General features: G+C 47.4%; 23 protein-coding genes and 2 tRNA genes. 15 read left to right on the top strand and 10 right to left on the bottom strand.

Annotation, left to right across the window (positions count from 1 at the left end):
• A partial coding sequence (locus tag O3C58_06230; protein MDA0691457.1) for a flippase occupies positions 1–1,279 on the top strand: 1,279 nt, incomplete at its 5' end.
• Positions 1,266–2,354: a glycosyltransferase gene (locus tag O3C58_06225; GenBank protein MDA0691456.1), complete on the top strand. Its 1,089-nt coding sequence runs from the start codon at positions 1,266–1,268 to the stop codon at positions 2,352–2,354. The genes O3C58_06230 and O3C58_06225, both read left to right, overlap by 14 nt.
• A 422-nt stretch (positions 2,355–2,776) precedes the next feature.
• On the opposite strand, the gene O3C58_06220 is transcribed toward O3C58_06225, so the two are convergent.
• A complete protein-coding gene (locus O3C58_06220; protein MDA0691455.1) occupies positions 2,777–3,580 on the bottom strand; it encodes a methyltransferase domain-containing protein in 804 nt (267 codons plus the stop codon).
• A 161-nt stretch (positions 3,581–3,741) separates the two neighbouring features.
• Positions 3,742–4,287 (bottom strand): hypothetical protein, encoded by a 546-nt coding sequence (locus O3C58_06215; protein ID MDA0691454.1) that lies wholly within the window; start codon positions 4,285–4,287, stop codon positions 3,742–3,744.
• A 127-nt stretch (positions 4,288–4,414) separates the two neighbouring features.
• Here O3C58_06215 and O3C58_06210 point away from each other — a divergent pair, with 127 nt between their 5' ends.
• Positions 4,415–4,936 carry a helix-turn-helix transcriptional regulator gene (locus O3C58_06210; protein MDA0691453.1) on the top strand — a complete coding sequence of 174 codons (522 nt, stop codon included), beginning with the start codon at positions 4,415–4,417 and terminating at the stop codon, positions 4,934–4,936.
• 79 nt (positions 4,937–5,015) lie between these two features.
• A complete protein-coding gene (locus O3C58_06205) occupies positions 5,016–5,252 on the top strand; it encodes a hypothetical protein (GenBank protein MDA0691452.1) in 237 nt (78 codons plus the stop codon).
• Between the two features lie 204 nt (positions 5,253–5,456).
• Here O3C58_06205 and O3C58_06200 read toward each other — a convergent pair whose 3' ends face one another.
• The 5 genes from O3C58_06200 to O3C58_06180 form a co-directional block, all read right to left on the bottom strand.
• Positions 5,457–7,289 carry a choice-of-anchor D domain-containing protein gene (locus tag O3C58_06200; GenBank protein ID MDA0691451.1) on the bottom strand — a complete coding sequence of 611 codons (1,833 nt, stop codon included), beginning with the start codon at positions 7,287–7,289 and terminating at the stop codon, positions 5,457–5,459.
• A gap of 89 nt (positions 7,290–7,378) precedes the next feature.
• Entirely contained in the window at positions 7,379–8,368 is a 990-nt protein-coding gene (locus tag O3C58_06195; GenBank protein MDA0691450.1) for a hypothetical protein, read from the bottom strand.
• A gap of 278 nt (positions 8,369–8,646) precedes the next feature.
• Positions 8,647–9,153, bottom strand: coding sequence for a hypothetical protein (locus O3C58_06190; GenBank protein ID MDA0691449.1), 507 nt, complete (start codon positions 9,151–9,153; stop codon positions 8,647–8,649).
• Between the two features lie 19 nt (positions 9,154–9,172).
• Positions 9,173–9,250: transfer RNA gene (locus O3C58_06185), tRNA-Glu, on the bottom strand.
• A 27-nt stretch (positions 9,251–9,277) separates the two neighbouring features.
• Positions 9,278–9,350, bottom strand: a tRNA-Lys gene (locus tag O3C58_06180).
• Positions 9,351–9,470: 120 nt separating this feature from the next.
• On the opposite strand from O3C58_06180, the gene O3C58_06175 reads away from it, so the two are divergent.
• The 6 genes from O3C58_06175 to O3C58_06150 all read left to right on the top strand — a co-directional run bounded on the left by O3C58_06175 (position 9,471) and on the right by O3C58_06150 (position 15,471).
• A complete protein-coding gene (locus tag O3C58_06175; protein MDA0691448.1) occupies positions 9,471–10,394 on the top strand; it encodes a branched-chain amino acid transaminase in 924 nt (307 codons plus the stop codon).
• A 126-nt stretch (positions 10,395–10,520) separates the two neighbouring features.
• Positions 10,521–10,916: a zinc ribbon domain-containing protein gene (locus O3C58_06170; GenBank protein MDA0691447.1), complete on the top strand. Its 396-nt coding sequence runs from the start codon at positions 10,521–10,523 to the stop codon at positions 10,914–10,916.
• Between the two features lie 26 nt (positions 10,917–10,942).
• Positions 10,943–12,013 carry an ATP-binding protein gene (locus O3C58_06165; protein ID MDA0691446.1) on the top strand — a complete coding sequence of 357 codons (1,071 nt, stop codon included), beginning with the start codon at positions 10,943–10,945 and terminating at the stop codon, positions 12,011–12,013.
• 12 nt (positions 12,014–12,025) lie between these two features.
• Complete coding sequence (locus tag O3C58_06160) at positions 12,026–13,483, top strand: sigma-54 dependent transcriptional regulator (protein ID MDA0691445.1); 1,458 nt, start codon at positions 12,026–12,028, stop codon at positions 13,481–13,483.
• A gap of 57 nt (positions 13,484–13,540) precedes the next feature.
• Positions 13,541–14,506 carry a M14 family metallopeptidase gene (locus O3C58_06155; protein MDA0691444.1) on the top strand — a complete coding sequence of 322 codons (966 nt, stop codon included), beginning with the start codon at positions 13,541–13,543 and terminating at the stop codon, positions 14,504–14,506.
• Positions 14,503–15,471: a succinylglutamate desuccinylase/aspartoacylase family protein gene (locus O3C58_06150; GenBank protein ID MDA0691443.1), complete on the top strand. Its 969-nt coding sequence runs from the start codon at positions 14,503–14,505 to the stop codon at positions 15,469–15,471. Before O3C58_06155 ends, O3C58_06150 begins: the two co-directional genes overlap by 4 nt.
• Before the next feature lie 74 nt (positions 15,472–15,545).
• Here the strand turns inward: O3C58_06150 and O3C58_06145 are convergent, their stop codons facing one another.
• Positions 15,546–16,703: a DUF4105 domain-containing protein gene (locus tag O3C58_06145; GenBank protein ID MDA0691442.1), complete on the bottom strand. Its 1,158-nt coding sequence runs from the start codon at positions 16,701–16,703 to the stop codon at positions 15,546–15,548.
• Between the two features lie 16 nt (positions 16,704–16,719).
• Positions 16,720–17,001: a hypothetical protein gene (locus O3C58_06140; GenBank protein ID MDA0691441.1), complete on the bottom strand. Its 282-nt coding sequence runs from the start codon at positions 16,999–17,001 to the stop codon at positions 16,720–16,722.
• Between the two features lie 392 nt (positions 17,002–17,393).
• Here O3C58_06140 and O3C58_06135 point away from each other — a divergent pair, with 392 nt between their 5' ends.
• From O3C58_06135 to O3C58_06125, 3 genes are read left to right on the top strand one after another with little or no spacing between them, the layout of a single operon-like run.
• Positions 17,394–18,137: a tRNA1(Val) (adenine(37)-N6)-methyltransferase gene (locus O3C58_06135; protein MDA0691440.1), complete on the top strand. Its 744-nt coding sequence runs from the start codon at positions 17,394–17,396 to the stop codon at positions 18,135–18,137.
• Entirely contained in the window at positions 18,067–21,201 is a 3,135-nt protein-coding gene (miaA, locus tag O3C58_06130) for a tRNA (adenosine(37)-N6)-dimethylallyltransferase MiaA (protein MDA0691439.1), read from the top strand. The genes O3C58_06135 and miaA overlap by 71 nt, the downstream gene beginning before the upstream one ends.
• Positions 21,202–21,261: 60 nt before the next feature.
• A complete protein-coding gene (locus O3C58_06125; protein ID MDA0691438.1) occupies positions 21,262–22,221 on the top strand; it encodes a DUF362 domain-containing protein in 960 nt (319 codons plus the stop codon).
• Between the two features lie 65 nt (positions 22,222–22,286).
• Here O3C58_06125 and O3C58_06120 read toward each other — a convergent pair whose 3' ends face one another.
• Entirely contained in the window at positions 22,287–22,607 is a 321-nt protein-coding gene (locus O3C58_06120; protein MDA0691437.1) for a metalloregulator ArsR/SmtB family transcription factor, read from the bottom strand.
• 70 nt (positions 22,608–22,677) lie between these two features.
• Here O3C58_06120 and O3C58_06115 point away from each other — a divergent pair, with 70 nt between their 5' ends.
• Together O3C58_06115 and O3C58_06110 are read left to right on the top strand one after the other, a co-directional pair.
• A complete protein-coding gene (locus O3C58_06115; GenBank protein MDA0691436.1) occupies positions 22,678–23,250 on the top strand; it encodes a sigma-70 family RNA polymerase sigma factor in 573 nt (190 codons plus the stop codon).
• 7 nt (positions 23,251–23,257) lie between these two features.
• Positions 23,258–23,545, top strand: coding sequence for a hypothetical protein (locus tag O3C58_06110; GenBank protein MDA0691435.1), 288 nt, complete (start codon positions 23,258–23,260; stop codon positions 23,543–23,545).
• The last annotated feature ends 9 nt before the right edge of the window (positions 23,546–23,554 follow it).

Here is a 23,554-nt window from a genome sequence, read left to right as displayed (position 1 = left end):
TTCTCGCCGGGACGCTTATCTGGTATTTTTCTCGATCCCGCCGCCTCATCTCCTCTCCATGAGTCTGGCTCGCCCCATAGTTACTCAATGGCTGGCAACCGTTTTCGTTGCTGGTTTTTCCATGTTGATGACTTTTTTTCTGGCAAGGTTGTTTGGCCCGGAAATCTTCGGGCAATACAGTTACATCATCACGCTGGCCTCGCTTTTCGCTATCCTTCAGGACGGTGGATTTCGGACCTTGTTGTTCCGGGAATTTACTTCCCCTTCTCTATCCATAAAAACTGACCAATTGTTTCCAGTCGCTCTTGGCCATCTACTGGTAATAACAGGCACGGGTATATTCATCGTCCTCGTATTTCCATTTGCGGACAAAGTTTCATTGCTTCTCGCTATAGCCGCGTTTGGATTGGGGACGGCGACCAATTTCATTTCATCCGTTTTAAAGGGCAAAGGAGATTTCAACCGGGAGGCCTGGTGGCGGGTGACGGTCCGTTCTTTGTCCGGCGTGGGAATTTTGGGTTTTATTTTTCTTGTTTCTCTCCAATTGGAATGGATTTTTGCCGGATGGATTTTTGGGTTTCTGGTTTCGTTAATTTTTCAACGCGCGTATCCTCTCAAAAAAGTTCTCTTCGTCAAACCCAACCCGAAAATCTACCGTTCCCTGGCCGCTTTATTGACCATTGATGTTGCCACCCTGATTTATTTTAAAATCGACATCGTGATGCTTCGGCACATTGAAGGGACTCTTCATCAGGTCGGATTCTATGCCGCCGCTTCCAGAATTCTCGAAGGGGTGATGTTTATTCTCTTTCCCTTTGCCAATGTTTTTTTTCGCGAGCTTCGCCTGCATGCCAACGATCCCAACAAATTTCTACAGCTGACCAACAAGCTGGTATTTTATGCTGGCATCCTCACCCTTTTTATTGTTCCCCTGGGGATGTTTTTTAAGGATGACATTATTCTTTTGTGCTTTGGTTCGAGCTATCAACAAGGGGCCGGACTATTATACTGGCTGTTTATTTCCTTATTTTTCATGATCCCCAATCTGGTCCTCACCCAGGGAGCGCTTGCCATCAACCGTGAAAATTATTATGCTCTGGGAGCATGCGGCGCGGCTCTGTTAAACATAATTTTAAACTTTTTTCTGATACCTGTTTACGGCGCCAAGGGAGCGGCGTTTGGAACCATTGCGACAGAAGCATTTTTGTTGGCTTTTATGGGATATGGAATCTATGCATGGAGTTGGAAAAGGAGGCCGTCCGCAGGTGAATCGCAATAAAGCACTTGTGTTGCACGATTCTTTCGTCTTCAAGGGAGGCGGGGAGCGATTGGTCCATACCCTATGCCAGGGATTGAATCTCGATCTGGCTTTTGGGGTTCACTCGGATCAAAGTTACGACCTCGCCACATTGCCGGGAAAATGCATCGACTTAAAAATACAGTCCAAATTGTGGGGGTGGCGCACCGTCGAACGATATTATGGATTCCGAATGAAAACCCGGTTCCTAAAAAATTACGAGACGGTCATCTATAGCGGTCAGGATGCGCCGCTTGCCGTCAATAATCATCGTGGCGGAAAAAATATTTATTACTGCCACACCCCTCCCCGCTCTCTATACGATCTCAAAGAGTATAGACTGTCTTCCCTTTCTCCCGCTCAGGCGCTCAACCACAGGGCTTTCAATCTGTTCTTTCAGCCATTGTATGAATCCGCCCTGCGGAAGATGGACGTTGTCGTTGCCAATTCGGTGAACATTCAAAAAAGAATCCAAACATTTTTGAGCCGGGATTCGATCGTCATTCACCCCCCCTGTGACACGGAAAAATTTCACTGGCTGAAACAAGAGGACTATTACCTATCATTCGCCCGACTGGACCCTTTAAAGCGTATAGACATCATCGTCAAAGCCTTTATCCAAATGCCCGACAAACGTCTCATCGTAGCTTCAGCAGGCCCGGAATTGGAAAAACTTAAACAATTAGCTGATGGTAAAAAGAACATCACGTTTGCCGGCCCGGTAGATGACAGTCAATTAAAAGACCTGGTGGGAAACGCGATCGCCACCCTGTATATTCCAAGGGAGGAGGATTTCGGCATGTCTCCTGTTGAATCGATGGCGGCGGGCAAACCGGTGCTGGGTGTCGCTGAAGGCGGATTGCTGGAAACCATCATCCCTGATAAAACAGGCATTTTGGTGAAAGCCGATCCCTCCCCTGAAGACATCATCAATGCCGTTCAAGAGCTGAGTCCCAAACGGGCGCTTTCCCTGCGCTCCGCATGTGAACAACAAGCGGCAAAATTCAGCAAAGATATTTTTCTTGAAAAAATGAAAACACTGATTGATGCAAGATAAACTCCAGACCACAATTGAGCCTGGAGTCTCTTTTCTTATCACATTTTGTATACCATCAAGATAAAACCCAGGATCACACTCAGAACAAGAATCCAGGACATCACTTTCAACATGGCTCCTCCAATTGAATCCAGACAAAATAACTTAAGGGCATCTCTAAAAATTGACTAAATGTTCTTATATCGTCAATTCAAAGAGGTGTCTTTGTTATAGTGGGACAGGCGACCTACCCTTAAAGATTATACGGAAGTGCGGAATTTAATTCCGCCTTTCCAGCCTGTTCGCACGGGCTGGAAAGCCCGTGCCACTGATTTAAGAAACTCTTTACAATGTTCGTTCTCTTTTAAAAACTAATTTTTAGAGGTGCCTTTAAAAAAATGCGCTCCAGGTGTCCCACTTAATCCAAGTAAACCGCTAACGGCCTATTTCCTGCCAACGAACAGCAGATGGTTGGCCGTCCCCCACGGGGCTATTTTTTTCAACCACCCTCCCAAAACTTCGGCGGCCAGATTGGTCTGTCCTAACCGATCTTTCTGGAAGCACTCGCACAGCATGAACAAAGAAAAACTGTGGGAAACCGGTTCCTCAACCAGAACCTGAAATCCCACACTCTCTAGAATGCCACCCATCTCCCTTCGTTTGTGAAGTTTCATGAAAAGATCGTGCTCATGAGAAGAATCGCAAGGCGGTTTGCCTAGAATTTTTCGCACCCACGGGTTTCTTCTCAGCCTTTGCAGGAAATTATCCGGATCGTGAATAAAGCGGCTTAGAAAATTTTCAGCGGGAACCATCATGAGAATCACTCCTTCCGGTTTCAAAATTCGATAGGCCTCTTTAATAGCCTCCTTCGCTCCGTGAGGGAAATGCTCCACAACACCATAGGACAGGTAAGCTCCAAAAGTATTGTCAGGAAACGGGCAATCATGCACGTCACAACAGGCAACGGGAGTGGCGGGAGAAAATGATTTCAGCCGTTGCAGGGCCGAATAGACAAAGTCCACCCCGATGACGTTGAACCCCTGCTCCCGGAAGTAAAACACCTTCGGCCCCAAACCACAGCCCGCTTCCAGAATCAATTGATCTTTAGGCAGGTACTGCTCATACAAGCGACGCTCTTCACGGGCTCGCTTGTAATGGTTGGTCTGGAGCAGGTCTTCAATCTTGCTTCTCGACCATTCGTCCTCAAATTCCACTCGGGTTTGATCGTATTCCTGATTCGGAATCATTCTCAATGACCTGATTTAAGTTGAACTCGATACCAACATATTTTAATTAAAAAAATATTTCCAGTGCGTTTTTTAACATGTTACGGCAGAAGTTGACATGAAAACAATATCTTTACCTTAATGGAGAAAAAATATTAAAGCGTTCACCGGGATTAAAAATTCTAATCATCATGCTTTTTTCCACCTTCTTTCTCATGTTTTTCCTCTTCCAGATTTTGCATATAAAATTTACCCGATTCTACCAATGCCTTAGTCTCTCCAGTCAAATGAGCGTTAGCCGCCCCGTATTTGTACACCAACTCACCTCCTGTATGCCCGGCATTGGCCAAAGGGATAATCGCGGCCAGACTCACAACGGCGATGCCGAGACGAGCACGATCCGAGTTTTTCGTTACCAGACCTGCCAGAGAAACGAGGAACAAGGTTCCCGCAATCCAGGGAATCATCTCCGCCGCCTCTTCGTGCTCTTCGATCAACTTTTCGGCGACCACTTTCTCCACCTTTTCCTCATCGTCCTCGCCCAGCTCACTGGCCACAACAGCCGAAGCGCAATAAACAAAAGCGATGATGGTAACTAAAATCCAGGCTTTCTGGGGCACATATTCCTTCCTGATAGCCCACCAGATGAGAAGTGCGGTGAAAGGCAAGGCGAAGCCTAAAACGATTGGGAAATGAACGGCGATGGGATGCAATGGCAAATCAAACATGATAACCTCCTTGACGATTATTTATTAATTGTCACTAGTTTCGGGGGTCAGGCCAAAATGTTCCATCCGGACTATGGACCATTAAATATGTATTATATTTCAGCTAGTTACAAGAGGCATAGGTCAAATGGAGGATGTCCGGGAGGTCAATACAGTCGTTCTGATATTGTCGGGAGCGTTTGTCGTTCTGGTGGGGTTGGACCTCATCACCGATTACGGGGATGGAGGTTCCGGAGCGCACCTCCTTCTGGAAGGAATCCTTTTAGCCATCAGCGGAACCTTTTTTGTTGTTGGGCTAAAACGGTTGTTTCTGGCCAAGAGGGAAATTTTGGCCTTACAGGTAAACGTAGAATCACTTCATCAAAAGAAAGAACAATGGAAAGGCGAAACTCATCAATTACTGGCAGGACTTTCCGTCAAAATTGAAAAACAATTTTCCCACTGGAAGTTGACACAAGCGGAGACGGAGGTCGGATTTTTGCTATTGAAAGGATTTTCTCTGAAAGAAATAGCCGACATTCGCCAAACCAAAATAAAAACCGTCCAGCAACAATCGCAGTCGATTTATCAAAAAACCGGCCTGGCCAGTCGTTCCGAATTGGCGGCTTTTTTTCTGGAAGATCTGCTCCCCCCCGAAGAATCCATTTAGTATTTTCTAGTGTCTAATCATGGACAAGCAAAAAATAATTTAAATCCCGCCTATTAATCGGATTAATTAGAGGTTCCAAATGACGGACGATATTAGTTTTATAAAGAACAGCGAAGGAAAGTATGCGGTTCCCTGCCAAATAAAAATATCAGATGTTTGCGTGCAATCTGGTGAATTTTGCGTTGCCAGGGAAGATGCAAGGGATTGGGTTGAGGACGATTTCTGGATTTTCTCCGGCGAAGGATGGATTTGCCCCCGCTGCAACGAGCAGATTTATGTAAACATGGCTAAAATCAAGCCCAAGCATATGCGGTGAAACCGTCTAACTAATCTGGAGCCAAAGTATACCTGCCAAATTGCCCCCCTCTAAAATAATCGAGCGATATATTTCAGAAAACGTGGCAAGCCATCCTTGCCAAATTTGATTCCCTTGGGTTGAAATATTCCTCGCTTCCCAATGGCCTTCGCTGGAACTCTGAACCAGTATTCCAGGAAGTCTAATCAGCGTATAAAACTTTATTTATCTTACCCTGGTCCTTCTTGTGGCCTGATTATTGGAAAGATCAGGGTCTTGTTCGTTACCAGAAACGGTGACGCGATTCTCAATTGTACCTTTACTGTTGAGCTTAACGCTGATGCTCACGCTTTTGGCGCCACCGTTCACTATGGAATCAATGTTACAGGTGACGGTGCCTCCGACAGGAGCGCCGTCAGAGCTACATTCCTGAGACCCTGCAAAACTAACCGACGAAGGCAACGTGTCGACAATAACGATTCCCGTAGCATTCGCAGGTCCATTATTTGTCACTGTAATCGTATACCCCAAAGTGGAACCCACTCTTGGCCGGCTTTGGTTGGCATCTTTCCGAATACTCAGATCGGCGACTGAGGGCACGGGGCCAGCATCTACCTGTGTACTTTCAAATACTGTGTTGTTGCCAGGAACGGGATCAACTTCATTGCCAGAAACCGATGCTTCATTGGTTATTGCACCAGCGCTATCGGCGGTCACCACGATATCCAGTATAGCCTGGGCTCCCAGAGTCAAATTGGGCAGGTTGCAGGTCACCAATTGTCCCGACACGGCGCATCCAGGAGTCGATACCAGGGTGACCTCTGGAGGGAGCGTGTCTTGCATAATCACTCCGGTTGCATCGTCCGGGCCATTATTGGTTACTGTGATCTGGTAGGTGATGGTATCGCCCTGCGTCACCGGATCGGCAGAATCCGTTTTGACAATTGAAAGGTCCGCAGTTCTTACGATCACTCCAGAACCGTTGAGGCTGACGGGAAGGGTTCCCTGGTCAGGATCATCGCTGTTGATGGTGAGAGTCCCACTATCCGGGCCTTCCCCGGAAGGTGTGTATTCCACAGCAATTGCGAGTGAATCCCCCGGCGTCAAAATTAACGGTGTTACTGGTGGCGTCGGTGCAAATTGAAAATCACCACTCCCGGTTAAAGATATTGCCGTCACATTACAATTCGCTCTCCCCGAGTTGCTGAGGTTAACAGCCAGCGATTGAGACGTGCCGACATTCTGGCTTCCAAAATTCAAAGCCAGTGGATCGGCATGAACATTACACTCAGGCGCGGAAATCCCCGCAATGGCCGCATCCGCCTGAACCAATCCGTACCCTGTTGCAAAATCAACTCCGGTATCAAACCCGGGAGTGCCGGGGTCATCCATATCGACTGCCGTGGCTTCCATCGCCGAAAAAATATCCAACGGTAACAAACCGGGATTTGCCTCAAGCATCAGAGCCGCAACTCCCGCAACATGGGGCGCGGATGCGGAGGTTCCAAAAAAATCCCGAAACCCGTCGCCATCGCTGTCAGAGCTATAGAAAAAAGTCGTGCTTCCCCCGTCAGGCCCCACGACATTGGGTTTGAAACGAATTTCAGGGGACGACAGTCGATTCCCGGAAACGTCAAACAATATGGGTGTCCCACCCACAGAAGAAAATGATTCCAGCTGAGGAGGGTTGGTTCCGAAAGCGGGAGTATCCTGCCAGTACGCGGCTCCCACGGCTTCCGCCCCTACAGCGTTTGCATGTCCGTAGGAGGTGGAACTTTTGGTGTCGTATTCGTCCAGGGTGGAGTGTCCGAACCTGACATATTTGATTTTCCCAGGATTCGCTCCTCCGGCATTTACGATCAAAAGATTAAATTTCGTTGTTCGACGGCTATTATTTTGGAAGGATATAACTTCCACAGGGTCCAAACCAATGTTTGAGTCGGTACTGGAAGCAAGAACCCGGGTTGGCGGATCATCCGTCAGATAGACATCCACATCATTCGGTGAACCAGGGCCACCAGCGGAAGCGGCGGGAGAATCCCATTGCAAGGCCAACAAAATCGTTCCCCCTCGAGGAATAGTAACTTTCTGAAAAATATCCGGAGCCCCTCCAGGATTGAAATTCTGAGCTTCGAAGCTTTCTGTGCCTATTGTAATAAATTGTCCGCCACGAAAATCGTCTTCATAACTTTTTCGAGATTGATTGCCGGCGGAGGAAAATAAGCCACACCATTTCCTTTTACCGTATCGACGGCCTGGGCAATGATGCCGTCCTGGAACATGGGCTCCGCAAAATAAATAACATCATCCACAATGACTTTAGAGCCGGAATTGGCAAGATTGACAATGCCTTGAGCAAAATTAGCCGTGCCTAAAAATGCTGTATTGAAGGCCAGGGAAGCACCGGGCGCAACATCATGAACGATTTGCAACATGGCCCGGCCTTCGTCAGTTCCTGGACACGCAGAGTCGTCCAACACGTTCACTCCTAAGGCGGGAAGATCGCCGGATGCGATATCGCCTGCGGCTCCACCGAGACAGTCATAACTGTCCGAAAGAACGCCCACCGTCACACCCGCTCCATCCACGCTGAATGCTTGACGGGCAATATCGGCTTTTATAGCGGCATCCCCTTGGCTGGTCACGGCGCCCACGTTGTTAACCGCCATCGCCGGTCGCGCAAAATTCAGGTGACTGCTCTGATCCATTTTATCAATCGCTGACATCGGAAACAGCCCCGAGACAACCTTCCCGAACACCGCCGCAGACTTCAGGCCCAGGCTCTCCAGCTCTTTTTTTAACGCCTCTGGATCGTCTATGGCAATGGCGTCGATCGCAACATAACTGTCTGAAACCCGGATCGAATGACTATGTGCTTTAAACTTACCTTTTCCCTTGGACTGCCCACTCTTTTCAAAGGATTGATAGTCATCGGAAAGCCTTTTCAAATGCCTTCCAAACCTTGACCTTACGGACGGTTTTGATTTCTCATTTTGCGCCTCTATTTTCAACTGGGCCAAAGGACGATTTTTGATTCCGCCTGCATCCGCCTGCACCGAGACAGGAGACGCAAGCAGTAGGGATAGAGCAAAAATACCTGCGATCCGTCTGATTGATGAATTTCTGGAGACTTTCATTATGGGTCCTTTTTCCAAGAGGGAGTGGGGCAGGAAAATAAAATTATTCATTCGTTAAAAAAACCGCTCTAAAGCAGGAATTCTTGAAAAAGACAAAGAGATCTATTGATTCGTCTATTAAGATTTTCAGATGTCGATAATCCTCAACCCAAAAATCATACTCAAAGCACATTACGCTATTACACATGTACTTTACGTAAATAAATTGTTCAGGCTTTAGTCTTATTATTCTGCCAGGTTGAGGGTTTTGGCAGAAAAGCAATATTCTATTAGGAACCCTAGCGGGTGCCTTTCGTTGAACCTGGGATATTATGCGTTTTCGCCAAAGAAGCCCGGACGGATTTCAGACTCTTCAAGGCAGACAGTTTTGGGATTTCAGAAATGGGGAACAAGCCGGAAACCACACGACCAGATAGTGCGGATTTTTTCAAACCCAGGGCCTCCAGGTCCGTTTTCAGGGTCCCTGCATTTTTAGATGCGATTGCGTCTATGACCACAAATCCGTCGGAAATTTGAAGCGTTGACTGCCCCGGAGTTTCCGCCTGTGCCGAATTTCCTGAACCTTCCTGCTCGTGAACTTTATAAGCCTTGTAAATATTCATTAATCCCTGACTTATTTTTGGAGTCAAAGAATTTTTTTGCAGGCTATCAGGGGTGTCGATGGAAAGGGAGCCGGTTGGCTTTGAGTGGGAATCTCCAGGAACGGCTTGCGCGAAAACGGGAGCAGAAAGGAACAACCAAATTGCCAAGCCCAATAACTGGATTATCAAGATGGGGGAAACCATAAAACTAACTTCGGGAAATTGGCGTCCCCAGCGGGATTCGAACCCGCGTCGCCGGCGTGAAAGGCCGGTGTCCTGGGCCAGGCTAGACGATGGGGACGCTCTGATATCCTTTGTCAAAAAAAAGTGAGCCGCGAAGGGATCGAACCTTCGACCACTTGATTAAAAGTCAAGTGCTCTACCAACTGAGCTAGCGGCCCGCAATGGAAGGTGAAAACTAACAAACCTATATTACCATGTCAATGAATTTATTTGCCTTGATTTTATTGTAAAGGGTCCATAATATCTAAATTTACTTCATTAACTGCTTCCTTTGAGGTTTGACATTGGAAAAATCTGAAATAATCTGGCTGGATGGCAAACTGGTCCCCTGGCACGAAGCCAATGTTCATGTCCTGACCCACACCCTGCATTACGGGTTTGGAGTCTTTGAGGGGATTCGCTGTTATCAGACGAACAAGAAAAAATCGGTCATTTTCCGGCTTCAAGAGCATGTCGACCGTCTGTTCAATTCCGCAACTATTTTAGGAATCCAAATCCCCTATACGAAAGAGGATATTTTTAATACGATCCTGGATGTGGTGAGGAAGAACCGGCTGGATGAATGCTATATCCGTCCCATTGTCTTCCTGGGAGACAATAAAATGGGATTGAACCCAAGAGGGGTCGATGTAAGGGTCGCCGTAGCCGCCTGGCCCTGGGGCGCTTATCTCGGCGAGGATGGCCTCAATAAGGGGATTCGGGTGCGTATCTCCTCATTTAACAGGCACCATGTCAATATCAGCATGACCAAAGCCAAGGCCTGCGGCTATTACATCAATTCCATCATGGCCAAGGCGGAAGCGGTTCAGGACGGTTATGACGAGGCGATCCTCCTGGACACCAACGGATTCGTCGCTGAAGGTTCGGGAGAAAATATATTCCTGCTTCATAAAGGGACCCTCAGCACGCCTTCCCTCTCCTGTTCCAACCTGGACGGAATCACCCGCGATGCAGTGATTGAAATCTGCAAAGATATGAATATTCCTTTGAAGGAGCGGTGCATCACCCGGGATGAGCTGTACATCGCCGATGAAATTTTTCTTACAGGGACTGCGGCGGAAATCACTCCGGTCCGGGAAGTGGATAACCGGGTTATCGGGTCGGGGAAAAAAGGGGACGTTACCGACCGGATTCAAAAAACGTTTTTTGACATCGTTCGCGGCGAAAACCCGAAATTCGATAAATGGCTGACAGAGGTTTGACCCTTCCTTTCAAATCATTGATTTTTTTCAGCAAAGATCAGCGGAAATCTTGCTATTTCATCGTTTGAATTTTATCCTGTACTATAGAATAATTTATTAAAGCCGCTGCCAAGGAGTCAGCAATCGATGCCTATTTACGAATATGAATGTGAAAAATGCCGTACAACATTTGAGATAATTCAGCCCATATCTGCCAAACCCCTGAAAAAACATGGAGAGAATGGCTGTGACGGCAAAGTTAAACGGCTGGTTTCAGTTTCTGGATTCATCTTGAAAGGGTCCGGCTGGTATGTGAACGACTACCCTTCGGACTCCCGAAAACAGGGTTGGGATAAAGACTCACCGGCTACACCCGGCACGACAGAAGCCCCTGCCGCAAAAGCGGAGAGTGCCCCTCAAAAGCCGGAGGCTAAACCCTCCAAGCCCGCCGAGCCTGCCGCCAAGCCAGTTGCTAAAAAGTCCACCGCGAAAAGCCCTTATGCAGGGGGGCGAAAACCAAAAAAAACTAAAACCTCAAAGTAATTTTGGCCTCCGCCCAGGGAGACAGTTTGTTTCAAAATATATTCTCTTCTCTTATCGATGGCATTCTCCTGATCTCCGGGGATCTGACGATCCTGAAAAGCAATCCAGCCGTTGAAGAAATGTTCCGCCGCTCCAGGGAGTCCTTTGAAGGTCAACCCTGTTCCCAACTTTTTCCAGACCAGCCAGAGCTGCTGGAAAAAATACAGCAGGTACTGACCACGGGAGCTTCCTACCGCGATGTGGAGTGCCAGGGATTCCAAAGGAGCCCTGTGAACTCATTTCCCGCCAGCTTGACCCTCTCCCCGTTTTTCGACGAACAAGGGCGGGCTCAGGCGGCCCTCCTTTTGGTCAAGGATATGAGCCTCCTGAAGGAACTGGAGCAGTTCTCCCACAACCGCGACCATCTCACCAATATTGAGTTTCTGGCCCTGGGCATGGCGCATGAAATCAGGAATCCTCTGGGAGGCATTCGAGCGTCCGCGCAATTGTTGCAACAGGAACTGGAAAACCCGGAACAACAGGAATATCTCGATGTGGTTATTTCCGAGGTGGACCGGATCAATCGGTTGATCGCACGGATGATGAATTTCACCCGGCCCAAGGAGTTGAAACTAAGTGAAATCAACATCCATAAAGTTTTAAATGACATTCTTCTGGTCGAGCGAGAATCCGTCGCCGAAAAACAACTCCGGCTGGAGCAGGTTTACGACCCCAGCCTGCCGCTCATTAACGCCGATGAAGACCAGTTGAAACAGGTCTTTTACAACCTGATCCAAAACGCCGTTGAAGCCTCATCGAGTAAAGGCAGAATCCAGTTAATGACCCATGTCAGCACCGGCTACTCAATAAAGACCGAATCCTGTTCCGCCGCCGGGCAAAGTATCGTGGTGGAAATCATCGATTCGGGAACGGGAATCAACGCGGCCACGATGAAAAACCTGTTCACTCCCCTGTTCACCACAAAAAATAAGGGCAGTGGACTGGGACTGCCCATTTCCCTTAAAATCGTTGAGAATCATGGCGGCAAGATCAAAATCACGTCCGAAGAAGGCTTAGGAACCACCGTACAGGTATTTCTTCCTGTCCGACAAAGGTGATAAAATAAGGCTATGGCAAATAACCATAAAATTTTGATCGTCGATGATGAAGAAAACATCCGCTGGGTGTTTAAAAAAGCTTTGGAGAAGAAAAATTTCCGGGTGGACACTGCGGTCAGCGGTGAAGAAGCTCTCGAAAAAATTCGAACTAATGACTACCTGATGGTGTTCACCGATATCTTTATGGAAGGCCTGACCGGGTTGGAACTGCTGGAGCGGGCCAGGGAAATAACACCGGATCTCAAAATCGTCGTGATGACCGCACAGGACACGATGAACAATACCATCGAGGCGATGCGTAAAGGGGCGCACGACTACATCAGCAAACCCTTCGACTTTGATGAAATTTACGCCCTCATAGACAAAGCCGTTATCAGCCAAAGTATCCAGGCGCCGCCCACAACACCGATTGAAAAAGAGTCCACCGATTTTACGGTGGACACCATCATTGGAAAAAGTAAAAAAATGCAGCCGGTTTTTAAAGCCATCGGCCAATTGGCCGAAACGGACTTGCCAGTGCTTATCACCGGCGAGAGCGGCACGGGCAAGGAAATGGTCGCCAGAGCCTTGCATTATTATTCCAAACGCAAGGGCCGGCCTTTTATCTGCATCAACTGCGCGGCTATTTCCAGGGAATTGCTGGAATCGGAATTGTTTGGCCATGAAAAAGGCGCCTTTACCGGGGCCGGGGAACTCAAACACGGAAAGTTTGAACTGGCAAACAGCGGCACGCTTTTCCTCGATGAAATCGGCGATATGGAATTATCCCTGCAGGCAAAAATTTTACGGGCTTTGCAGGATCATGAATTTTACCGGGTCGGCGGCAAAGAGCCGGTGCGGGTGGACGTTCGCATCCTCGCCGCCACCAACCAGAACCTTGAAGAGTTAATGGAAAGGAAGGGCTTCCGGGAAGACCTGTATCACCGTCTCAACGTCACCCACATCCACATGCCTCCCTTAAGGGAGCGTCTGGAAGATGTGCCTTTACTGGCAAATCATTTTTTAAAAAAGTTTTCCGCAGGCCTGACCAAAGGAGAAGTTTATCTCTCGCCTGAGGCCGAGCGACTGATCACCCACCACTCCTGGCGGGGAAACATCCGCGAGTTGGAAAACGTGATCAGGCGGGCTCTGGTTCTCGCTGTTTCAGGCCCTATTTTGCCAGACCACCTTCCCTCTCATCTGGCAAATGAACACCGGGACACGGCTTCCGCCAACGAGCTGTGGGAAAAAAGGTTGGACCAACTGATAAAGGACTATTTGTCGGCGAACGAATGGAACGAGGAAGATAACCTGCACGACCGCCTGGTGCAGTCCCTGGAAAAACACCTGTTTGAAATTCTTTTGACCCATTATTCCGGCAAACAGGTGCCGACGGCAAAAGCTCTGGGGATCAACCGCAATACGCTCAAGCGCAAAATCGACATCTTGGAAATCCAGATCAAAAAGAAAAACACAGCGGACCCAACATGAAACCAGCAAAGCGAAAGGGCCCCGCCCTGCCCCCACCTCAGGGTGGAAAATAAGAGATTGAAAACTCAAACCGTCGTATCCTTTAAAAGTCCGCTGGGCAGGCCGGTGGAAATTATCAAGCAGACCTTTACCGCCGCCGGGGATAAACCGGGCAAACGCATTTCTTTTGTGGCGGGTCTGCACGGAGACGAACTGGAAGGGGTGTACCTTTGTCACCGGCTCATCGAAACCCTTCAGCAACTCAAAAACACCCAACCGCAAGCCTTTCTGGGTGAGATTCATGTTTACCCGGCGGTGAATACGCAGGCATTGGGATGCACGTCCCGGCTCTCGCCTTTTTTTAAAAACGACATGAACCGGCAAATGGGAGACAATAACGACGCGTCTTTCACCGCCCAACTCGCAACGGCGCTTCTGGATGACTTGCAAGCCGTATCGGATATCGTGGTGGATTTTCATGCCAGCAATCTGCACCTGAGAGAACTGCCACAAATCCGCATCATTGAAGGGTTCGACAAAAAGCTCGTTCCCCTCGCCGCTTTGTGCAATATGGATCTGATCTGGGTACACCCTTCGGCCCCGGTATTTGAATCGACCCTGGGCTACAACCTCAACCACAGGAAAATCCCCACCCTCGTCGTGGAGACAGGCATCAGCCTGCGTATCCATCAGGGCTTCTGCGAGCAGATTTTGCAGGGCATGATCCATCTGATGCGGCAGACAGGCGTCCTCAAGCTTGAAGGCCCCCCTCAGCAGGTGAAACAATCTCTACGGGTCAACCCCAGACAGGTCGCACTGGTGCAGGCCAACCATTCCGGTTTGTTCATCAGCAACGTCGCGTTGGGAGACCATGTGAACAAGGGGGAACCGCTGGGGAAAATCATCGATGCCGTGCAAGGAAAAACGCTGGAAACAGTCACCTTTCCCGCAAGCGGGGTGCTGTTCACCCTCAGGGAACAACCGGTGACTTATGAGGGAGCGACACTGGCCCGAATCGCCTTAAAAGAAACCAGCCCCCAGTGAAAGAAACCCTGCTATCCATTTCATCTCCTTTTAGCGGCGACGTTACGCTTTGCAAAAACTCCTGGGTGGGCGGTAAACCCTCCGACAACATCCTTTCCATCGTCAGCGGCATGCACGGCGACCAGGTGAACGGACTGTATATCAATTCCCTCCTGACCCGCTTTCTGGATAGTGTCGTGGCAGGGCATGAGCCCGATTTTAAATTAAAAGGACAGGTGCAAATATTTCCCGTGGTGAATGTCCATGCGGTGCAATCGGGGGAGCGGTTGTGGTCTTTCGATGATCTCGATCTTGACCTGGCTTTTCCAGGAAACGATAAAGGCGAGGGCGCGGAGCAAATCGCCCGCTCCCTCTATACCCACACCGTAGATTCGACGCATGCGATCCTCCTCAAAACGGCGCACCCCCATTATGAAGACGCACCTCATGTGCAACTAGTCGATCCCAACCGCGCCAGCAAAAAGATGGCGCAAAGCCTGGGGCTGGAAATGGTTCAGGAACTTATCCCGACCTCGAATTTCAAATTGAGCCTGTTTTATCACTGGCTGGAAAACAGTATTCCCTCTCTCATCCTCTCTGCAGGAAAACCCGGCGCTCTGGATCGGCCATTGGGCGATGCCCTGTTGGATGGCCTCATCGACTTGATGGTGCACACAGGCGTACTTTCTACCGTCAGAAAGAAGAAGGAAAAACCCCAACTGCAAATTTATCCGCAAGCTGGGCAGTGTCATGTGGTTTCATCGCATGCCGGGCTGTTTATCCCGGAGGTACCGGTCGGAAGCTTTCTGAAACAGGGACAAAAGCTGGGAGAGCTGAGAGGAATTTATTCGGGAGAAACTCTTGAGGAATATTCCGCCCCCAAGGACGGATATCTCGTCACCTTGCGCCAATACCCGGTGATTTATGAAAAAGAATCCATCGCTACCCTGCTCACGGAAAAGAAGCCGGGGTTCTGGCCATTTTGATTGGGGAAATAGTTCAAAAAATAATGCACTCTATTTTGAGATACATCGGAATGATAAAAAATTTCCCTAAATAATCAGTCAAAAAAATATCCTACATTGATCTGAGATACCATGTCTTCCCCATCACTCTCCACCGATACCCTAAAATCATAGTTTCGAGACATATTAAACCCCACGTTCCCTTTAAGAATATATTCTGAATGGCCTAAAATTGGGTCATTATAATAATTTGCAGAGAGCCCTAATAGAATGTTTCTCGTTATATTAATAAATGCACCGACCTCAGACACCCAGGTAAAAATTCCCCGATTTCCTTGTTTGGTATGAATTCGTCCTCCTGTCAATCCATACAGCATTAATTGACTATTTAATCGGGTAGCAATACCTCCCTTAGGCTCTACCCCTAAAGTGGAACAATTAGAGCAAACATCACTCCTGGGAGAATAATCAACTTTCATACCCCACGAGAACTCTTTAGTAACCCTAATTGGTAGAGGGTTGGTATTAAAATTAACAATATCTATCAAAGTCGCTTTAGTCAATCTTGCAGATTTCTCGGTAATTTCGGTTTCCACTTCGCCCATAATGAACTTTGAAATTTCCTGACCGGGGTTAGAAATATTTAAAAAATCATTATTAGCTACCCGATAGCTGGTTCTAATAAAACTAGACCCCTCTCTTCTTCCAAAGCCTGCTCTTACTACAGAAGCAGGTTGCGATGTTAATAAAGAGTTAGATTGATATCCTTTCTCCTCGTATTCTTTAATGGATTTCGTTGGATAGCTCCAAAGCTGGCTTAGGATTAATGAGCGCTGGGTTTGCAAATGATTCAATATTTTTTCGTCTTTATCCTTTGCCGTTCCTTTAGCCACTTGTATATCAAGGTAATCTAATATGAGGATGAGTATTTTTGTGTTTAGTGTTTTTGCTGTTTCTATTTGCTCTGGATTAGATAAAGTAAAAAATCCAATAAAATCACTTTTTTCCTTTTTGCTTAACAAGTTAAACTTATCAAAAAAGGTTCTTTTTAAAGAAGGGTGATATTTTTCTTGTTTAATAAGGTCAAAATTTTCTTTTTCATTTTCCTTCCCAAGGGTTCTTACGACTTGCATAGGCAACAACCAAAATCCGTGTGAGCTCGATAGATTAAGCCCTGTAGCAAGTTCCAAAATTTTTGAAATACGGTGTGCGCAATTATCATTAAAAAAGTAATACTTAAATTTTGCATTCATCAGTTCCCATGTAAATTCAGAAATAAAATTTACCTGTTGTTGAGTTAAAAGGAATATGAAGAAAGAACATCGTTATCCCTGAAAATGACAGCAGGCTTCCTGTGATTGTCATGAGCGTCCCGCGAACCGTGGTGGGGATGGCAAAATCATTTTTTCTTCTGGATTTTCTATATTTGTTTCTCGGGTCCTTCAACCACTCCTCGTCCTGGCGTTCCCAACGATTGCACAAATTCAACACCCCTGCACCCAGGAAAAACATGAAGACTCCCCAAATCTGTTCGACTGCCAAAAAATCCATCCGGTCGCCTCTTTATGAATGCAATGAAGGACAAAACTCGACGCGCGAACACCCCGAAGTTCCTAGCTAATTAGAATTAAACTATTATATAACAAATAGTTGTATGGAGGCAATCGCGAATCGGCCTGCTAAAAACAGGGTGACAGGAGAAGATTTCTTTGTGAACGGAAAAACAAGGGTTTTACGGCTCGTTTTTAATATTTATTGCTATACTTTTAGCAGGATGGAATAAAAAGTACTGCCTTTTCCCGGTTCGCTGAAAACATCCTCCAGCCTTTCAGGACGAAAGAAGACTTCATTGCCAAAGCAGCAAAAATCCTATAAAATGCTAATTTACAATGAGATATATGGTTCTCCTGTGAATAAAAGATGTCTTTAAAATCATATTTTCCATGATCATTGAACAAAGCGCACAAGGTTACCGGTATTCCGTTGAACCCTTTCTGTTGGCGGACTTCATACGGGTACAACCGGGGTTTCAGGTTTTGGATGTGGGAACCGGATGCGGGATCATCTCCCTTCTCCTGATGACCCTGGAGCCTGGGTTGAAAATCACCGCCGTTGAAGTTCAGAAGTCACTCCACGACCTGGCTCGACAAAATGTGGCAGAAAATGGACTTTCAAGCCATATTCAGGTGATCCACGGGGATTTTTTGCAAGTGGCGGCAACGATGGGAAATGAAACCTTTGATCTGGCCATCTCCAATCCGCCGTACCGGAAGATCAACACCGGACGCACCAACCCTAACGAGGAAAAGGCCATTGCCAGACATGAACTTTCACTCAATCTGCAATCGATTCTGAAACAAAGCGCTTCTCTATTGAAACCGGGAGGCAAAATCGCCTTGGCATACCCCCCGCACCGGTTGACGGAGGTGCTCTCTGAAATGAAACAGTATGCAGTGTTTCCTTCGCGCCTGCGTTTTATTCATGGCACAAGCGGTGCGGATGCTAAAATTTTTCTGGTAGAAGGGGTCAAGGGTTGCCAGGTGGACTGCGCCGTGGAACCTCCGCTCACCCTGTGCAAAGCAGACAACTCATACACGGAAGAGATGCGAACTATCTATGATTCCTTTAATCATACTGACCGGTCCAACCACATCGAAAAAGAGCGATACGGCAATGGCGTTAGCTGAAAAGCTCAATACGGAAATCATCAACGCCGATTCAATGCAGGTCTATAAATACTTTGATATCGGAACCGCTAAGCCCCCACCGGAGGCCCGGCAACGCGTGGTTCATCATCTCATCGACATTCTGGAACCGGATGAAGATTTTAATGCCTTTGATTTTAAAGTAAGAGCGCTGAAAGCAGTGCGGGAAATTATTGGGCGGGGTAAAATACCCATTGTCGTTGGAGGCACCGGTCTCTACATCAAGGTGCTGACTCAGGATTTCGATTGCGCGGCTCCCATTTCCACGGACATAAAAAATGCGATTCAATCCGAAATCCGCGAAAAAGGCGTCGAGTTCATGCACGAAGAACTGAAAGCAATAGATCCTGTGTATGCGACGTCGATCCAAACAACCGATGCGATCAGGATCGAACGGGCGCTCGGAGTCTACCGCCAAACCGGAAGAAAATTTTCTGAGTTTCACAACGAGGAAATTCCCGCGACCTATGAATTTCCCATAAAAACGTTCCTGCTCCAATGGGATCGTCAGGAGCTGTATGACAATATTGATAAACGGGTGGACGCAATGATGACGATGGGTCTTATCGATGAAGTGAAGGGACTCCTGAACCGGGGATTTTGTAAAACTTTAAAACCGTTTAACAGCATTGGTTATGCCCAGGTGATCAATCATCTGGAAGGTTCCATACCTCTGGACCGGGCGGTGTATGAAATCAAACGGGATACCCGCCATTACGCCAAGCGGCAGATCACCTGGTTTAAAAAAGTTCCCGACACCATTCCCATTCCTGCCGGAAAAGCAGATGGGCCGGAAAGCCTGAGAGATAAAATTCTGTCCTGTCTGCCCCAGTCCGTCGCCTTGATGCTGGCTTGCGTATTGTGCTTCGCTTTCCCCACTTCGGGGCAAACAGAGGAATTATCGTCCTATCAAAAGGGAGTTCAGCAATTCACCCTCGGGCATTATTCCAAAGCGGAAAACCATCTGCTTGCCGGTATCAATTCGGGTTCCAACCCGGAGAATATCAAACGGTCTCATTATCTCCTGGCGCATATCAATCTCGAAAAAAATAATACAAAAAAAGCGGTCGAGTTATTTCTGAAAAGCCTGATGGAGTATCCGGAAATAGAAGATTATGTTCGCTTTTCTCTGGCGCAGGCATTTTCACGGCAAGAAGAAAACGAAGCCGCTCTGAAACAGGTAACGCATTTGCTGCAAAACTTTCCCGAAACCGTTATCTATCCCCAGGTGCAACTCCTGCACGCGGACATTTTAAAAAAACTGGGGAAAACCGAACAGGCCATCAGCGCTTTGGATCAGGTGGCCCAATGGATTTCCGCCAATTCGGCTATCGAGGAATTTAAAAAGTCGCTCCCGAAAATAATATCGCAACAGGCAGAACTCCACCAGGAACTGCAACAAAACAGCAAAGCGTACACTCTATACCGAAAGCTCTTTATCCATCATCCAGCCGATCCCGTCACCTTGCAGGCGCTTCCGGAGATGAAACGTTTTGGGGCTCTGCCAGACGTTGCCTCCGTTCCGCTTACCCTCGATGAACGGTCTCTCAGAATTAAAAATCTTCTGGCTGGGGTTCGTTATGAGCAAGTGATCCAGGAGATTCAGGAATCGAACCCACCCGGCCCCAAAATGCCTGAGAACTATTATTTTTATCTGGCCAGTGCCTATCAGGGCCTTAAAAAAAGATCGGAAGCCAATCAAACACTTAAAGCGTTATTAAAACAGTATCCGACACACAGCCGCGCAGATGAAGTCCAATATCAAATCGGACGCAACCTGTGGAATCTGGGCAAGGATCAGGCGGCCATTGATTTTTTAAAAAAGTCCAACACGAAAAACAAAGTTTCTAATGTTTCGATCAAATCGCAATTTATTATTGGTCGAATTTATGAAGAGAATAAACAGAATCAACAAGCCCTCAAGCAATACAACCATGTGGTTGCCCAGTTCGGCAACGCCGAATATTCCCAATGGGCGGCCTGGCGCATGGGGTGGATCCATTATCTCAGCAACCAATATCAAAAAGCCCATGATCAGTTCAGGGAAAATGCCAGGCATTTTCCTGAAGGAGATTTCATAGAATACAATTTATTCTGGCAGGGGAAATCCCTGGAAGGATTGGGAAAGAAAAAGGCAGCCCATAAAATTTACAGGGACGTTGCACAAGATTACCCTTATACATATTACGGGATAAGAGCCAGAGAGCGGGTGAGTGCCGATTCCGTTTTGGCCCCCTCTAAAAAACAGATCCCTTACAGCGTTAAAAAAGTCGCTTTGATGAATGAGAACACGCCTTCCGTTCGATTGGATCGCCCACTGACCCCACAGGAAAAGATTCATCATACCAGGGCAAGAGAAATGATCCAATTGGGCTTTTATAAAAACGCCAAATGGGAAATTTCCACTCTGCAAAAATCTGTAAGAAAAAATCTGGCGGGTGTGATGTGGCTTTCCAGTCTTTATAATGAAGCAAGAGCCTTTTCAGAATCGGTTCACCTGCTTCATCTTTATAGAGACTATCATTCCAAATATGGAGAGAAGGATCTCTCGGAACAATTCTGGAAATATTTTTTTCCACTTGCCTACGCCGAAACCATCCAGGAGGCTTCCCTGAGGTATGATATCGATCCCTATTTTGTCAAAGGACTGATTCGCCAGGAAAGTTTGTTCGACGCGCAATCCCTGTCCCCGGCAGGAGCCCGAGGGGTCATGCAAATCATGCCGGAAACGGGAAAACGGTTGTATGCCTCCGACCCATATGACCCCCCTTTTACCAAGGAACTTCTGTTCGACCCCGACCTCAACATTCAACTGGGAATCAAATACCTGAGCCAATTGCACAAAAAATTTGGAAAAAATGGCACTCACATCCTTATTTCCTATAACGCCGGACCGCATGTCCTGAAAAAATGGCTCGAACGGTTCCGTGACATTAAAGATCCCGATGTTTTTATCGAATCTATCCCTTATCCGGAAACCAGGGGCTACGTGAAGCATGTCTCGCGAAACCACGGAGTTTACAAACAGCTGTACGGTCAACCCTGACCCGAAGAAATCACTTCAAAGCTTGTTGTTTCTTGCCTCCATCCCGGTATAATTATCAAAATGAAAACCAGAATTCTTTTAAAGAAAATTGAACGTTATGACCTCAATGAGGTCGAGCAGTTCGTCCGGGATAGCTTTAGCGAGTTTGACTCTGCGGATCGTCCGTTTCGTTCCGGGCAAAAAGTTCTGCTCAAACCCAATTTACTGCGGGCCTTCAAGCCCGATCGCTGCGTCACCACCCATCCCGTGCTTCTCGAAGCGGTTTGTCGGGTGCTCAAGGATCGATCCATAAACCATATCGCCATCAGTGACAGCCCGGCACTTGGAAGTCTACCTGCCGTGGCCCGCAAAGCCGGTTATGGTCCTCTTGCTAAAAAATATGGCGTGCACATCGTCCCGCTCTCAGACCCGGTGGCTTTGCTGACAGAGGAAAGTATTCCCCATCTCAAAATTGCAGGGAACTTGCAGAATTACGATCACATCATCAATTTGCCCAAGTTCAAGTCGCATTGCCAGATGACCCTGACGTTGTCGATAAAAAACCTTTTCGGATTGGTGATCGGCAAAAGAAAACCCGTGCTTCATTGTTTGGTGAACAACGACAAGGTGAAATTCGGGAAGATGCTGGTGGACATCGCCAAACATGTCAACCCCAGCTTAACTATAGTAGACGGCATTCAGGCCATGCAGGGCCAGGGCCCCGCGAACGGGACGCCCTATCCCCTGGGAGTGTTGGCGGCGGGACAGGATTTGACCGCCCTGGATCGGGTTCTCACGGAAATCGTGGGTGTGCCGCCGGAAAAAGTCTACGCCCTGGAAGCCGCCCGGCTTAAAGAATTTGGAACTTATGATCTGGATGCCATCGAGATTCTGGGAGAAAACAATCTGGACGCATTGAAAGTGTCCGATTTCCAATTGGCGGAAATCCCTCTGGACATCTCCTTTAATCCGTTCAGGGTCCTCAAATCTTTCCTGAAACAAGTTTATGAAGTCAAAATTAAAGAAAAGCTGGTAGGATAAAACTATCCAGTGAAGTATTCGGGGAGTTGAAGAAATTGTTGCGTTGAGGAGATAAAAACCAGCGGCTAAGCCGATGGTTTTCGGGCGTTATCAAAACTCAGGGAACAACAGCCCAGTTGGATGCCTATTTCTTTTTTTGTGAGATGATATTTTCCGGGATGGATAAAATTGATAATTTTATTGCCCTCCCGACGCGTACCAACCAGGCCGGAGGAACGTAATATCGAGAGGTGGTGGGAGGCCTGTGGTTGCACGATGTCCAGCGAGCGGACAATGTCTGAGACACTCCTCTCGCCCTGGAGAAGCAGACGGAAAATTCTCAACCGCGACTCGTCACCTAAAGCCTTTAAAATTTTTGCGCATTCATCTGAGTCTATGGTCTCCATTATTTTTTAAGTATATGGGGTGGACCGCAGGCGATCAAGGCAATATTACTTTTGTTCCAACAATCAACAAATGAATAAACAGGAAATTGACGCCAGTCAATGGGTGGACCGGTATGGGGACCTCATGTACCGCTATACTCTTGTCCGTGTCAAGGATGCGCCGACCGCCGAGGAAATCGTGCAGGTCACGTTTTTCGCCGCCCTGCAAGCCACCCACACGTTTGCCGGGCGATCCTCGGAAAAAAGCTGGCTGTTCGGAATTTTAAAGCATAAAATTCTAGACCACTTCCGGGAAATTAAGAAAAACAGAACATTTGATCTGGCTCCCGAGGAAGATAAAGACCCTTTTGAGTATGACCCCTCAGGGCACTGGAAGGAAACCCCCCAGCATTGGGGCTTGGACCCGGAAAAATCCGCGGAAAATCAAGCACTTACAGAAGCCCTGACCACCTGTATGGATCATTTACCGGATAAGTTACGGCAAGTTTTCGTTCTCAGAGAGATCGAAGGGCTGAGCACAGAAGAAATTTGTAATGAATTCAACATTAAACCGACCAACTTATGGGTTATTCTGCACCGGGCGCGGAACCAACTGAAGAAATGTCTGGAAATCCACTGGTTTGATGGAAAAAATTCGGAATAGTTCTATTATGGAAAAACTGATGAATTTTATATTGGGGTGGCTGAACCTGACATGCAAGGACACCTCTCCCCTGATTTCAGAAATGATGGATCACCGGGTTTCTTTTATCAAACGGTTGAAGATCAGAATCCATTTGGCCCTGTGTGGGGTTTGTCTGTATTATAAGGGACAGCTGGAAACCATCAGTGCGCTGTCAAAAAACCTGGGCCGAGAAGATTTTCCAGTTAAAAAAGATGCGACGCTACCTCAGGAATCAAAAGATAAAATAAAAAAAATGATCGAAGCTCGTCATTAAAAATGAGCT

The sequence above is a fragment of the Nitrospinota bacterium genome (assembly GCA_027619975.1).
GTDB lineage: Bacteria > Nitrospinota > Nitrospinia > Nitrospinales > VA-1 > JADFGI01.
This window is presented reverse-complemented; position numbering and strand designations above follow the sequence as displayed.